Source organism: Mycoavidus cysteinexigens (genome assembly GCF_003966915.1).
GTDB lineage: Bacteria > Pseudomonadota > Gammaproteobacteria > Burkholderiales > Burkholderiaceae > Mycoavidus > Mycoavidus cysteinexigens.
The window spans coordinates 18,068-31,112 of sequence record NZ_AP018150.1 but is presented as its reverse complement, the minus strand read 5'-3'; the positions used below and the strand labels follow the sequence as shown (position 1 = coordinate 31,112).

Genomic DNA, 13,045 nt, shown 5'->3' with positions numbered 1-13,045 from the left:
TCATGCCAACGAGACGTTTTTTGTGTCTCAATAGGGTTGTTTTGCAATTTCCGGCATGATATTGTTTAAGCCTCTAAAGGCTAACGAGACGAATTCTGGACTATGGTGCTCTACGGATATGCACGTGTTTCCAGTAACGATCAAGACCTCACGCTACAGGAGCAAGCGCTACGTGCTGCCGGCTGTGAGGTAGTGCGAGCCGAGAAAGTGAGCGGAACCAGTCGATCAGGGCGGACAGAACTCCAAGTATTGCTAGATTTCCTGAGGCACGGCGATACTCTAGTCGTTACGCGGATTGACCGCCTTGCGCGCAGCATCAAGGATCTTCAGGACATCGTGTATATACTGAAGAAGTGAAGTTGCCCCCCTCCCGCGGACAGTAAATGGTTTCCCTTAATCAATTGGGAATGGACGTGAAATTATTGTGTAATTCAGCATGAAGCCTAGGCAAAATAGAATCTATTGTGCCCAGCTTCAGACCCTCTAACTCGTATAGAGAATCATCAGGCTGAATGTCGTTTTTTTGCAAATGTTTCCTTTCAAAATGAATCGGTGAAACATAATCGAGAGAGGAATGCCTACGTTTAGGGTTATACCAAGCCTCAATCCACGTAAATACAGCTAAGCGAGCCTCAGACTTGCTTTTAAAGCTACGCCGATCAAGCAATTCGCACTCAAGACTGGCAAAAAAACTTTCCGCCATCGCGTTGTCGTAAGCATCACCAACACTGCCCATAGACAGTTTCACGCCCGCTGCCTTGCAGCGATTGCCAAAGGCAAAACTGGTGTATTGACAGCCTTGGTCGCTATGATGAATCACATTCTCAGGCTGACGTTGTTCAATTGCCATATTCAAAGCATCGAGCATCAGTTCTGTAACAAGAGACTCACCAATCGCCCAGCCCACAACACGTCGACTCCACACATCTAGGACAATAGCCAGATAGATAAAACCAGCTCTAGTCGGCACAAACGTGGCATCCGCTACCCATAGCTGATTCGGCTCATCAGCAACAAATTGACGCTTCACCAGATCAGGTGCGGGCGGCTGCCGTAAGTCACGCCGAGTGGTCACTTGATAGCGACGACGGCACACGCCACGTAGACCCTGAAGGCGCATCAGCCGTGCTACTCGGCGACGGCTAACGGCCCAGCCTTGCTCCATCAGCTCAGCTCGAATACGGGGCATTCCATAGGTCACATCTGACTCTGCATGAAGGGTGCGAATCTCTTCTATCAACTGCGTATTCTCTTGTTGACGAGCACTCAGTTTACGCTTACTCCAAGCGTAATACCCACTGCGCGAAACTTTTAACACTCGGCACAGTACCTGCACGGGGAAGTCGGCCTGATTCGCCATCATGAGCTCGAAGATGGGGGGTATATCTTCTCGCCTTTGGCGGCAAACCAGGCCGTAGCCTTTGCCAAGATATCGCGCTCCATTTGGAGTTGCCGTACTTGACGGCGTAAGCGACTGAGCTCTTCTCCCTCTGCCCTACTTAGGCCCGCCTTGCTCGATGATTTAGGGGCTTGAGCTATTGAGGCTTGGGCTACCCAACTCAGAATAGTTTTAGTGCAGCATCCGAACTCTTTGGATAACTCTTTAGCGCTCTTGCCTGCTTGCACAAGCTCTATGATTTGTTGACGAAAGGCCAATGGATACGGCGCTTTGCTTTTACGCATTACAGACTCCTTTTACGTAGTTTAAAAGTGTCCGTGAAATGAACTGACCCCAGAAAGTTGGACGGTAAGTTAGTTAAGAATAAAAAGGCTGTGACCGTAGTCGATATTGAACAGGGCTCAGCCCATCCAATCTGAGTTTAATACGCTCATGGTTATAGTAATGAATGTAATCACTTAAACCTACTTGTAATTCGTCAATATTACAAAATTTATTCAGATAAAAGAACTCAGATTTTATTGTAGCGAAGAAGCTCTCCATGGCCGCGTTATCGAGGCAGTTGCCTTTACGTGACATACTTTGTGTAATGCCTTTTTGCGCAAGTTCCTCACGATAGGCTGCCATTTGATATTGCCAACCTTGATCTGAGTGCATGATTAGCTTGTCATCAGGCCCAAGGCAGGTAAACGCTTTACTTAACATAGTGCTAACCATCGCCAACGTAGGACGTGGGGCGATTTGATAGGAGATGATTTCTCCATTATATAAATCCATAATTGGAGAAAGGTATAATTTCTGGCCATAGACATGGAATTCAGTGACATCCGTCACCCACTTCTGGTTAGGTCGCTGGGCACTAAATTGCTGTTGCAAGAAATTGGGTGCAATGCCTTCTATCGAGCCTTTGTAGGACCGATATTTTTTGGGCCGCACAAGCGATTTTAACTGTAATTGTCCCATCAAACGCTGAACTGTCTTATGGTTAACGAGAAAGCTTTCCTGCCGAAGAACGCTTGTAATTCGACGATAGCCATATCGCCCCTTGTGATAGGTAAAAATAGTTTTAATCTTCGCTTTGAGCGTTGCGTATTTATCGATTTTTTGCAATCCATTCAGTTGGTAGTAAAAGGTACTACGCGCCAAACCGGCCACTTTAAGCAAGCCCATTATCGGATACTGTTGCCTTAATTCAAGCACTATTTGTGTTTTTTGCTTTGTGCTGATTTTTTGCTCGCTTGAATCAAGGCTTCTAGCTTTTTTAGATATGCATTCTCCATGCGTAAATAATTTAATTCTTCGAGCAACTGCTCTCGAGTGCGCGTCTCGTCATTTCCAGATTTGATTGCAATACTTGAGGTGCCTCGCATTTTCTTAGATTTTCCTCTTTTGCCAGGAGATAGGGCTTCTATACCTCCGATATGATACAGGCGCTCCCACTCCCCTAGAGCACTTGTCTTACGAATATCAAAGTACGCTGCCGTTTCGCGATACGATAGATGGTTATCCCACATGTGCTGGAGGGCTGTAAGCTTGAAATCCGCACCGTATCGTCTGTATTTCCTTTTGAGGCCTGACAGACCGTGTATTTGGTAAGCTGCTGCCCATCTACGCAATAGCGAAGGCTCAACATCATACCGCTTCCCCAGAGCAATGGCTCCAGCCTTACCTGCCAGATAAGCCTTCACGACTTTTAGCTTAAGTTGATCGCTGTATTTATCCATGAAAAAACCCAAAAAAGTTTAGATCGGTTTCCAACTTTCTGGGGTCAGTTCAAAAATGAGTCAACTCCAGCGCAGGCCAATGAGTGGCTGATGCGCTACTTGTTGCGCTACAACGATTAGGAACTTCGTTCCGAGAAACATTCTCGCCTGGCAGATTGGTTATCCAACCTTCCTTCGGATGGATTGCGTGACATGTGCACCTGGGAGCAATTCTGCCGCTTTGCACGTGAACCGGAACGTCGCAAGGTTGGCGTTGATGCACGCATTGTTATTGGCGGAACCTCCTATGAATTGGAGCCGGACATGGCAGGTGAAACCGTCGTTTTGCTATGGGGTTTGTTCGATGATGAAATGTATGTGGAATTCGACGGCAAAAAATTGGGGCCTTATCGCCCGGTATCAGGCCCAATCCCGCTGCACCGGTACCGCGCATTCAAGCGTGGCAAAGCCGATGAACGTGCCGATCGCATCCGAGTACTCGCGTCCCAGCTCGGCTTGCCGATTAGTGCGTTGGCTGGAAACGATGTGCAATTCACACCGTCAGTAGTTGCAATGTCGTTGCCTCACCAGCCATTTGATACCGATACGTACGAATATCGATTCTCTACCGTCATTGCAGCAAAACTGGCGATTGCCAACGAATTGGCGATTCCGCTGGCCAAAATGTCTGCCGACGATCGCTTTTTCATCGACCAGGTGCTCGCAGAGACACTGATGCGTAGCGTGGTCCTCTCGCGAATTAGAGACTATTTCCGAAACAAAAAATCAGGAGAGGATCATGCGGGTTGAAGTCATGCAATATTATGGACTAACTCAGCCACTGGATCAGGCTGGCTACTATGAAACCGAGCATCATCAACAGTTGCTCAAGGATATCAAGGGCGCTATTCATGACGGCCGATTGATTGCGGTATGTGGCGTCGTTGGTAGCGGCAAGACCGTCACAATGCGGCGTTTGCAGCAGACCCTTAAGGATGAGAACAAAATCATCGTCTCCAAATCTCTGTCCGTCGACAAGCACAGCGTCAAACTCGCTACCCTGATCACCGCGCTTTTTTACGACCTGGCGCAAGACAAACTGGTGCAGATACCAAAACAAGGAGAACGGCGCGAGCGCGAGTTACAGGAACTGGTAAAAAAGAGAAAGCGACCAGTGGCACTCTTTGTCGATGAAGCGCATGACCTGACCGGGCACACTCTGATTGGTTTGAAACGGCTGATGGAAGTGGTGGAAGATGGTGGCGGCAAACTGTCCGTGATCCTTGCTGGTCACCCAAAGCTACGCAATGACCTGCGCCGACCGACCATGGAAGAAATCGGCTACCGTACCGATATTTTCACGCTAGACGGCCTCACTGGCAGTCAGCGCGAATACATTCAGTGGTTGCTGAGTGCCAGTACTGCGAAATTGGATCCAGAAGATACTCTGACGGTAGAGGCAATCGACATATTGGCCGCCAAGCTACGTACGCCGCTGCAAGTACAATTGCACCTAACCCTTGCATTGGAGGCCGGCTATCAGACCGGTGAAAAACCCGTCACAGCAGCACTGGTGGAATCAGTACTATCGCGGCAGCTCGATGACCTGGAACCGACATTAACGCGCCACGGATATCGCCTGAAGGATATGGTCGAGCAGTTCGATGCCAAACCAGCAGAAATCAGAGCGCTATTCAATAATCAGCTTGATCCGACCCGAACGGCAGAGCTACGGGACCGGATGCTTGCAGCCGGATTACCTATATAAATGAGTCCAGCGCAAAAGAAGACGATGATCCGCTTAATCATGAACATGCTGACGCAGGGTGCCTGAAAGGATTTCATTTGCACTTAGTGTGAGCACGCAGTGATAGAATGCAAGCCGATCATGATAAATGCAAGCTCATTTTCAGTTAACTTGAGCATGAACAGCTTTTCATTTTCACTTAATCTGAGCCAGAAAATGCGCTGATTGCGAGCATGACTAGTTTCAAACGCGAGCGCTTACAACTAAGGATACCTGTAGACGTACTTACACCCAAGGCGCTGCCAGAAAAATCCCGGGCCGAAGTCCTATTGGAAGCAATCCCTGTATGAGTTGTGATAAGCAATGATTAGCGGCTCACCCCGAATTACCTTTGGCGTTTGCCTATCAGATGCGCAACGCGGTCGTGCATGGGTATTTCAAAGTGGACATAGAGATTGTCTGGAAAACCGTCCAGAATGAACTTCCCGGACTACATGGCACAAGGTGCCAAAGCCGTCACTTTAAGAGGGCATGCGCCGCTAAAAAAGCCCTTGCTGCGGGAATTTCTGTAATTCTCTAACTTTCCAGGTGAACACGTAAACGTTCAATAATCCCTTCAAGCGCATCAAGGCCACCAAAGTCAATGGTTAGCTGACCTTGGCCTTTGCGCTTTAACTTGATTTTAACCGTTGCCGCTAACGCATCGGATAATTCTTCTTCAAGCCGTAGCAGATCTTGCCCTTTTTGAGGCATACGTTTAGGCGCCGCTAAGGTCATTGATTTAAGCGAAGCCGTCACCAATTTTTCAGCCTCACGCACCGACAGTCGACGGTTAACGATCTGATGAGCTAACGTGATCTGCGAGGCCGCATCCACTGCCAATAATGCTCGTGCATGGCCCATATCTAGATCTCCCGCTACCAGCATCACTTGCACGGGTTGCGCTAGATTCAGTAAGCGCAGTAAATTCGATACCGCGCTACGCGAACGACCCACGGCTTGCGCCGCTTGTTCGTGCGTAAAATCAAATTCATTTAATAGGCGTTGAATTCCTTGAGCTTCTTCAAGTGGATTTAAATCTTCACGCTGAATATTTTCAATCAGCGCCATTGCCGCTGCCGCTTGGTCAGAAACTTCTCTAACCAAAACCGGTACTTCGTCCAACCCCGCTAAGCTTGCCGCGCGAAAGCGACGTTCACCAGCGATAATTTCATAGCTCTCGCTCTGTGCAAGCGGGCGCACTAAAAGTGGCTGGATTAAACCCTGGGCGCGAATGCTAGCAGCCAGTTCTTGCAACGCACTTTCATCCATTCTCGTGCGTGGCTGGTATTTACCTGGCTGCAATTGCGCAAGTCGTAATGTGGTTGGCTTACCTTCTACAAGTGTAGCCTCAAGCATACCAACGTCCGCGCCGAGCAAACTGTCAAGCCCACGCCCCAGACCCTTTTTTCTATTAACTGCTTTCATTTTGCTCTCTTTAGCCTCTATTTTGCGCGAATACGCTTGATCATTTCCGCGCCAAATTGCAAATAAGCTTTTGCGCCTCGAGAGCTTGGGTCAAAAACAATACCCGGCATACCATGGCTTGGCGCTTCTGCCAGGCGCACATTGCGCGGAATAATCGTATTAAATACTTTGTCCCCGAAATGTTGTTGAAGTTGATCCGACACTTGGTGTTGCAAGGTAATGCGTGAATCAAACATGACGCGCAATAAGCCAATAATTTGCAGCTCACGGTTGAGATTAGCGTGCACACGCTTAATTGTATCAAGCAAATCAGAAAGACCTTCAAGCGCAAAATACTCACATTGCATGGGGATAACCACGCCATTTGCGCAACATAACCCATTGAGTGTGAGTAACGATAAAGCGGGTGGGCAATCAATTAAAATAAAATCATATTCTGCCTGAACCACAGCGATCGCGGCGCCAAGTTGGCGCTCTCTTTGAGCACGATTAACCAGCTCAATTTCAGCACCAGCCAGCTCACGATTAGCTGGCAGCACATCGTAACCAGCCATTGATTTTAAACGCGCTTCGGCAAGTGCAACGCCATCCACCAAAACTTCATAGAGTGTATTTTCGCACTGTGTTTTGTCAATCCCGCTACCCATTGTTGCATTGCCCTGAGGGTCAAGATCAATCAGCAATACTCGCTGTTTCTGTTTAGCCAAGCTAGCCGCAAGATTGACCGAGGTGGTGGTTTTTCCAACCCCACCTTTTTGGTTTGCAACACAAAAAATTTTAGCCATTGTCTCGTCTTTTACTTCAAGCTCCAAATTTGATCTGAACTAGATGCCGTTCCGCATTAAGAAATGGGACCGTAAGTTCAATACTATTAACGACCCTCATATCAGCAGGTAAGGCCGCTATTTCTGTTGTGGGTTGCGTCCCCTTCATGGCCCAAATCGAACCACCAGGGGCCAATAAATGGCGGGCCAGTGACACAAAATCCGCTAACTTAGCAAAAGCCCGACAAAGGATCGTATCAAACGGCTGCTCAATCTCAATGCCTGGCCGCAATGATTCGACTCGCCCGGTCACAACCGCGACGTTTGATAATGAAAGCGTTGCTTTAGCCTGCAACAAAAAAGCCGTTTTCTTTTGCACAATATCGTTTAACGTCACCTTCCAAGTCGGCTGAGCAATAGCTAGCACTACTCCTGGCAAGCCGCCGCCGGAGCCTACGTCAAGCACATTGGATGGCTCACCATGGCGAAGATAAGGCAAAATCGTTAATGAATCGAGTAAATGCTGAACCAACATCTGGTGCGGATCGCGGATGGCCGTCAGATTGTAAACACGATTCCACTTCGCAAGTAAATCAAGATAGGCCAGTAAACGCATTTGTTGATGACCATCCAGCACAATACCTAGCGCCATAGCACCCTCAATAAGCGTATCAGCAAGCGCGGGTGAATTTATTTGCATAGGGTTTTAATAAGAGGCGTTGAATGAATCATGGCGTTTAATCTGCTGCACCGTCGATCATGAATTATCGTGTATTTCAGTCGCATTTAATGGGGTACCTTGATTGAATCCTTTTTTTAAGTGAACCATTAAAAGTGAAATTGCTGCCGGCGTCACGCCAGAAATTCGAGAGGCTTGCCCTAAGGTTTCCGGTTGATATTGATTTAACTTTTGGCATGCTTCAAATGATAATCCGCGCACCTTTGCATAATCGAATTGACTAGGTAGCCGGGTACTTTCGTGCGCTTCATTGCGTTCAATCTCGTTTGCCTGACGCTCAATATATCCCTGGTATTTAAGGCTAATTTCTATTTGCTCTTGGATCTGTTGTTGTAGATATTCGTCATCTGCAAGTGTTGCAGCGGGCGCATAAGCACTATTTTGCACAGCCATGAGGGCTGCATAGCTAACCCCTGGGCGTCGCAATAAATCGGCAAGGCTATACTCGTGTTCGATAGGTTTACCTAACAATGAAGTCGCTTCTTCGGCGGGTAGCGTTTTTGGCGTCACATGAATTGACTCTAGTCTTTTTGTTTCACGTGAAACCATTTCACGTTTACGGCTAAAAATTTCCCAACGAATTTTATCAACCACACCTAAATTCCAGCCGATTTCAGTTAAGCGCATATCCGCATTGTCTTCGCGCAAGCTAAGTCGATATTCAGCTCGGCTCGTGAACATTCGATAAGGCTCACATACGCCACGCGTTACTAAGTCATCAACCAATACCCCTAAATAAGCTTGATCACGGCGTGGAACCCAAGGTTCTTTTCCCTGAACTTTAAGCGCCGCATTTATTCCAGCCAACAGCCCTTGCGCAGCAGCTTCTTCATAACCGGTAGTGCCATTAATTTGTCCGGCGAAGAATAGATTTTGAATGGCTTTTGTTTCTAATGACACATTCAAGCCACGTGGATCAAAATAATCATATTCAATCGCATAACCTGGTCGCAAAATATGTGCATTTTCTAACCCAGGCATTGAATGCACGAGCTCTAGTTGAACATCAAAGGGCAAACTCGTAGAGATTCCATTTGGGTAAATTTCATGAGTTGTCAGCCCTTCCGGTTCAAGGAAAATTTGATGGGCAGCTTTATCTGCAAAGCGATGGATTTTATCTTCAATTGATGGGCAATAGCGTGGGCCCGTTCCTTCGATTGCCCCTGTAAACATAGGCGACCTGTCTAGGCTTGAACGAATAATGTCGTGTGTGCGCTGATTAGTATGAGTGACCCAACAAGGTAATTGAGCCGGATGCTGGTGAGCCTGTCCGATAAATGAGAAAGTCGGCGTTGGATTATCCCCTAATTGTTTTTCTAGCTTTGAAAAATCAATCGTACGGCCGTCAATGCGTGGTGGGGTTCCGGTTTTTAACCGGCCTTGCGCCAAGTTTAATTCTTTAAGGCGCGCAGAAAGCTGAACCGCAGCCGGATCACCCGCGCGACCACCAGCATGATGAGTTAACCCAACATGAATTTTCCCATCCAAGAACGTGCCTGCGGTCAGTATCACTGACTGCGCGCGAAAATGAATGCCTAACTGAGTTTGAACACCGGTTACACGATCACCTTGAACCGTCAAATCTGTAACAGCCTGCTGAAACAAACGCAAATTAGGTTGATTTTCTAGTCGGTGACGGATTGCTTGTCTATATAACAAACGATCTGCTTGAGAGCGCGTCGCCCGCACGGCAGGGCCTTTTGACGAATTAAGAATACGAAATTGGATACCCGCCTCATCTGCTGCTAGCGCCATAGCGCCACCCAATGCATCAATTTCCTTAACCAAATGTCCCTTACCAATTCCGCCAATTGACGGATTGCAGCTCATTTGACCCAAGGTTTCAATATTATGCGTCAGTAACAGCGTATTACAGCCCATACGAGCGCACGCTAGAGCAGCTTCAGTACCAGCATGACCGCCACCAACAACAATGACATCGAATTCTGTTGGATAAAACATCGCATTTCACACGCTGCTACAGCGTGAACCTTCAAAATTTATAGCTTTTCATTATAACGGTTAAAGAAACTCATATAAACCATCTTTTTTAGGGCGTTGTTTCACGTGAAACTTTTCCATATTTACCTGAGCACTCTTTCTTTTCTATTTACGCGATGCTGTGGATAAGTAGGCTTTAAACCTGTGGAAATGGTGTGGACCAATTCTGGATAACTTATTCTATTTCCAAATTAGCAAAAAGTTATCCAACTTGTCCACTTCTTCATACGATACTTTTTAGGTTACTTATACTAAGTCTATCTATTTGATTAAAAAAGAAAAAGTTTGTTTTTCCACAGAAAACATAGAGTGTTATTGTTATTACTATTTATATATAAGAAACTATTGTAAGAATATAAAGAACCTAGATGAGATTACGCCACCGGTTAATTTTTTAACCAAAAAGTTTTTATTTATTTCCCTGAGTAGTACTCGAGACAGCAATGGCTCGAGCTGCTTGGTCTAGCTTTAATAACAAACACTTTAGTCATCAGTGATGAATCCACTCATACTGGATTAAAGCCAAGAAAGCCTGTATTTCTTCGCAAAGCGCGAGATCACTTCCTTAAGTACCCTATTTTTTTAAAATTCGTACACACTTTTTAACCACGATAACTTCCGTAAATCCTGCATGACCCTTAAAAAGGTGTGGCACAATGATGGCTCTCCAAGTGCATCAAGTGACCTCTGTCTACTAAAGACTCAGGACAATCATTTTTTGATGCATTCGCTTAGCTTGAATAACTAATATGCGTCGTCATATGAACTACGCTAAGCGCTGTACAAACATGTACATTCAAAGCTGCAATACCATTTAACCAGGGAAAAGTTACTAATGAAATCGGCGTTTTCATATCTGCCTCATTGGCCGCTCGTTCCAGACTCAGTGTTTTGGGTCGGGTTGACTCTATTGATGGCCGGCTTATGTGGCGAATTGTGCTGGAAAGCATGGCGCTTGCCACGCATTACAGGCTATGGCGTCATTGGCTTGTTGGCGGGCTCCGCGGGCTTTGGCGTAATTGATGGCGCGCTGGCTAATGATGCACGATTTTTAATGGATGTTGCGCTTGGAATGTTGCTCTTTGAATTAGGGAGCCGACTTAATTTGCGGTGGATTCGCACAAATCCATGGTTAATTGCAACCAGCCTTGCTGAAGCCACATTGACCTTCGCTACAGTAGTCATCGCATTGCAGTTGATGAATGTTTCACTCATGACAACCACCGTAATTGCATCTATTGCGATTGCAACTTCACCCACAATGGTGATTCAGTTAAAAACTGAACTTAAAAGCGAAGGGCAAGTGACAGAAAGGCTGCTTGCCTTGACAGCGCTTAATAGTATGTATGCCGTGATCTTGCTAGAACTCGTATCAACTTGGATGCACCAAGAATATTATGGCAATTTATTTGCTACATTGACTGAACCGTTATATCTAATTTTAGGTTCGCTTGCTGTAGCCTATGTGCTTGCACGTAGCTGTCAGCGCGTTAATTTACAAGATGAGCATTCGTTTGTTATCTTGATTGGGCTCGTGCTACTCGCAATCGCTATTACGCACATGCTAGAGCTATCGACACTTCTGGCTTTGCTCACAGCGGGGATTATTCTTAAAAACTTTGATCCGCGTCCACAATTATGGCCAGCACATTTTGGCACGGCTGGCTGGCTGTTAACCGTCGTCCTTTTTGTGGTTACGCTTATTTCATTTCAATGGTCCTACATTGCACTTGGCGGACTTGCGGCGCTGGCAATGATTGGCGCGCGTATGTTAGCCAAACTGGCGGGGGTTCTAGCTTTTGCTAAACCAAGTGGAATTAGCATGAAACAAGGTCTAGCACTTGGTTTAACGCTAGCGCCAATGTCTGCTTTCGCTTATTTGCTAGTCGAAAATACTTATAATCTTTATCCAGATTTTGATCCGAATTTACGAGCCATTATGTTAAGCGCAATTCTCATCTTGCAATTATTTACGCCACTGCTTGTATATTGGAGTTTATCGTTTATCGGTGAACGCCGGCAGTAAAAATTATCCGAAATGGCTTTTTTGGAGGGTAGTTCTAAACAGGAGTTAGTTTTACGATGAATCTGGAAACTTTTAATCCGTCCAAACCGTTTACTTTTGGCATAGAGCTTGAGATTCAGATCGTTAATACGCACGATTATGACTTAACTAAAGCCGCCTCAGATCTAATGCGGTTGGTGAAAGACCAAAAAGTGCCAGGCGACATTAAGCTTGAGATCACGGAAAGCATGATCGAACTGGCGACAGGTATTTGTACTAACTACCATCAAGCATTGACAGATTTAGGTGTGTTACGCGATGTATTAGTGACGGCAGCTGAGAAGCTTAATATTGGTCTTTGTGGTGGTGGCACCCATGCCTTTCAACAATGGAGCGATCGGCAAATTTCCGATGAACCACGGTTTCACTATATATCGGAACTGTACGGTTATCTTGCGAAACAATTTACTGTATTTGGGCAACATGTGCATATTGGCTGCCCAGATGCTGACAGCTCGCTTTTTTTATTGCATTCATTATCACGCTATATCCCTCATCTGATTGCCTTGTCAGCATCATCGCCGTTTGTGCAAGGTATGGATACGGGTTTTCATTCAGCACGGCTCAACTCTGTATTTGCTTTTCCAATGAGTGGCCGCGCGCCTTTTACACTGGCTTGGTCTGGCTTTGAAGAATATTTTTCGAAGATGATTAGTACCGGCGTGATTACGAGCATGAAAGATTTTTATTGGGATATAAGACCAAAACCTAACTTTGGCACAGTTGAAGTTAGAGTGATGGATACCCCATTATCAATCGAAAAAGCCGCAGCCATCGCTTGCTATATTCAAGCGCTAGCGCGTTATTTGTTACTTGATAAACCATTAACGCTGCACGAAGATGATTATTTAGTCTATAACTTTAACCGGTTTGAGGCTTGCCGGTTTGGCTTAGCAGGAATGAATGTCAACCCACAAAACGGAGAACGGCGTACGATAGCGCAAGACATTCTAATTACGCTAGATGCGCTGGCTCCGCACGCGCAGGAATTAGATTGCACAGACGCACTTGTCGTGCTGCGTAAACTTGTGCAAGCACAAACAAATGATGCAGTTTGGTTGCGCGATATATATCGTAAAGAAGGTTCTTTGCATGAAACCGTGCGCCAACAATGCCTGCTTTGGAGTCATTGAGATCCTCTACGCCAGATGGATTACTTT

The 13,045-nt window shown here is 46.2% G+C and carries 10 protein-coding genes and 2 pseudogenes; 6 read left to right on the top strand and 6 right to left on the bottom strand.

The features are described 5' to 3' along the window. The first annotated feature begins 102 nt into the window (after nt 1-102). Nucleotides 103-357, top strand: a complete 255-nt coding sequence (locus MCB1EB_RS00115) for a recombinase family protein (RefSeq protein WP_045366109.1) — start codon at nt 103-105, stop codon at nt 355-357. A gap of 175 nt (nt 358-532) precedes the next feature. On the opposite strand, the pseudogene MCB1EB_RS00110 reads toward MCB1EB_RS00115, so the two are convergent. Both MCB1EB_RS00110 and MCB1EB_RS00105 read right to left on the bottom strand, forming a co-directional pair. Continuing rightward, a pseudogene (locus MCB1EB_RS00110) lies at nt 533-1,683 on the bottom strand (IS3 family transposase); the annotation flags it as partial. 73 nt (nt 1,684-1,756) lie between these two features. Then, nucleotides 1,757-3,123, bottom strand: a protein-coding gene (locus MCB1EB_RS00105; RefSeq protein ID WP_438819611.1) for an IS3 family transposase whose coding sequence is annotated in 2 segments (ribosomal slippage) — nt 1,757-2,652 and nt 2,652-3,123 — 1,368 coding nt in all. Because the reading frame shifts where the segments join, the coding sequence is not laid out codon by codon here. 192 nt (nt 3,124-3,315) lie between these two features. Between MCB1EB_RS00105 and MCB1EB_RS00100 the strand changes: the two genes are divergently transcribed. The 3 genes and pseudogenes from MCB1EB_RS00100 to MCB1EB_RS00085 all read left to right on the top strand — a co-directional run. Beyond that, entirely contained in the window at nt 3,316-3,912 is a 597-nt protein-coding gene (locus MCB1EB_RS00100; protein WP_045363954.1) for a hypothetical protein, read from the top strand. After that, nucleotides 3,902-4,870: an ExeA family protein gene (locus MCB1EB_RS00095; RefSeq protein ID WP_045363957.1), complete on the top strand. Its 969-nt coding sequence runs from the start codon at nt 3,902-3,904 to the stop codon at nt 4,868-4,870. The genes MCB1EB_RS00100 and MCB1EB_RS00095 overlap by 11 nt, the downstream gene beginning before the upstream one ends. Nucleotides 4,871-5,231: 361 nt before the next feature. Further along, a pseudogene (locus MCB1EB_RS00085) lies at nt 5,232-5,429 on the top strand (HepT-like ribonuclease domain-containing protein); the annotation flags it as partial. Here MCB1EB_RS00085 and MCB1EB_RS00080 read toward each other — a convergent pair. Genes MCB1EB_RS00080 through mnmG form a run of 4 tightly spaced genes read right to left on the bottom strand, consistent with a single transcriptional unit; the run spans nt 5,426 to nt 9,781 of the window. Further along, nucleotides 5,426-6,316, bottom strand: coding sequence for a ParB/RepB/Spo0J family partition protein (locus MCB1EB_RS00080; RefSeq protein ID WP_045363963.1), 891 nt, complete (start codon nt 6,314-6,316; stop codon nt 5,426-5,428). The pseudogene MCB1EB_RS00085 and the gene MCB1EB_RS00080 overlap by 4 nt on opposite strands. Before the next feature lie 17 nt (nt 6,317-6,333). Further along, nucleotides 6,334-7,101 carry a ParA family protein gene (locus tag MCB1EB_RS00075; protein ID WP_026921722.1) on the bottom strand — a complete coding sequence of 256 codons (768 nt, stop codon included), beginning with the start codon at nt 7,099-7,101 and terminating at the stop codon, nt 6,334-6,336. A gap of 16 nt (nt 7,102-7,117) precedes the next feature. After that, nucleotides 7,118-7,780: a 16S rRNA (guanine(527)-N(7))-methyltransferase RsmG gene (rsmG, locus tag MCB1EB_RS00070; RefSeq protein WP_045363966.1), complete on the bottom strand. Its 663-nt coding sequence runs from the start codon at nt 7,778-7,780 to the stop codon at nt 7,118-7,120. 57 nt (nt 7,781-7,837) lie between these two features. Then, complete coding sequence (mnmG, locus tag MCB1EB_RS00065; protein ID WP_045363969.1) at nt 7,838-9,781, bottom strand: tRNA uridine-5-carboxymethylaminomethyl(34) synthesis enzyme MnmG; 1,944 nt, start codon at nt 9,779-9,781, stop codon at nt 7,838-7,840. Nucleotides 9,782-10,655: 874 nt separating this feature from the next. On the opposite strand from mnmG, the gene MCB1EB_RS00060 reads away from it, so the two are divergent. Continuing rightward, on the top strand, nt 10,656-11,846 hold the full coding sequence (locus MCB1EB_RS00060; RefSeq protein WP_045363972.1) for a cation:proton antiporter: 1,191 nt from the start codon (nt 10,656-10,658) through the stop codon (nt 11,844-11,846). A gap of 56 nt (nt 11,847-11,902) precedes the next feature. After that, nucleotides 11,903-13,018: a YbdK family carboxylate-amine ligase gene (locus MCB1EB_RS00055; protein ID WP_026921718.1), complete on the top strand. Its 1,116-nt coding sequence runs from the start codon at nt 11,903-11,905 to the stop codon at nt 13,016-13,018. Nucleotides 13,019-13,045: the final 27 nt, after the last annotated feature.

Excerpts from the sequence above, each read along its gene's own strand:
- MCB1EB_RS00115 (WP_045366109.1), top strand. The coding sequence starts at position 103 with ATGGTGCTCTACGGATATGCACGTGTTTCCAGTAACGATCAAGACCTC.
- MCB1EB_RS00100 (WP_045363954.1), top strand. The coding sequence starts at position 3,316 with ATGTGCACCTGGGAGCAATTCTGCCGCTTTGCACGTGAACCGGAACGT.
- MCB1EB_RS00095 (WP_045363957.1), top strand. The coding sequence starts at position 3,902 with ATGCGGGTTGAAGTCATGCAATATTATGGACTAACTCAGCCACTGGAT.
- MCB1EB_RS00080 (WP_045363963.1), bottom strand. The coding sequence starts at position 6,316 with ATGAAAGCAGTTAATAGAAAAAAGGGTCTGGGGCGTGGGCTTGACAGT.
- MCB1EB_RS00075 (WP_026921722.1), bottom strand. The coding sequence starts at position 7,101 with ATGGCTAAAATTTTTTGTGTTGCAAACCAAAAAGGTGGGGTTGGAAAA.
- rsmG (WP_045363966.1), bottom strand. The coding sequence starts at position 7,780 with ATGCAAATAAATTCACCCGCGCTTGCTGATACGCTTATTGAGGGTGCT.
- mnmG (WP_045363969.1), bottom strand. The coding sequence starts at position 9,781 with ATGTTTTATCCAACAGAATTCGATGTCATTGTTGTTGGTGGCGGTCAT.
- MCB1EB_RS00060 (WP_045363972.1), top strand. The coding sequence starts at position 10,656 with ATGAAATCGGCGTTTTCATATCTGCCTCATTGGCCGCTCGTTCCAGAC.
- MCB1EB_RS00055 (WP_026921718.1), top strand. The coding sequence starts at position 11,903 with ATGAATCTGGAAACTTTTAATCCGTCCAAACCGTTTACTTTTGGCATA.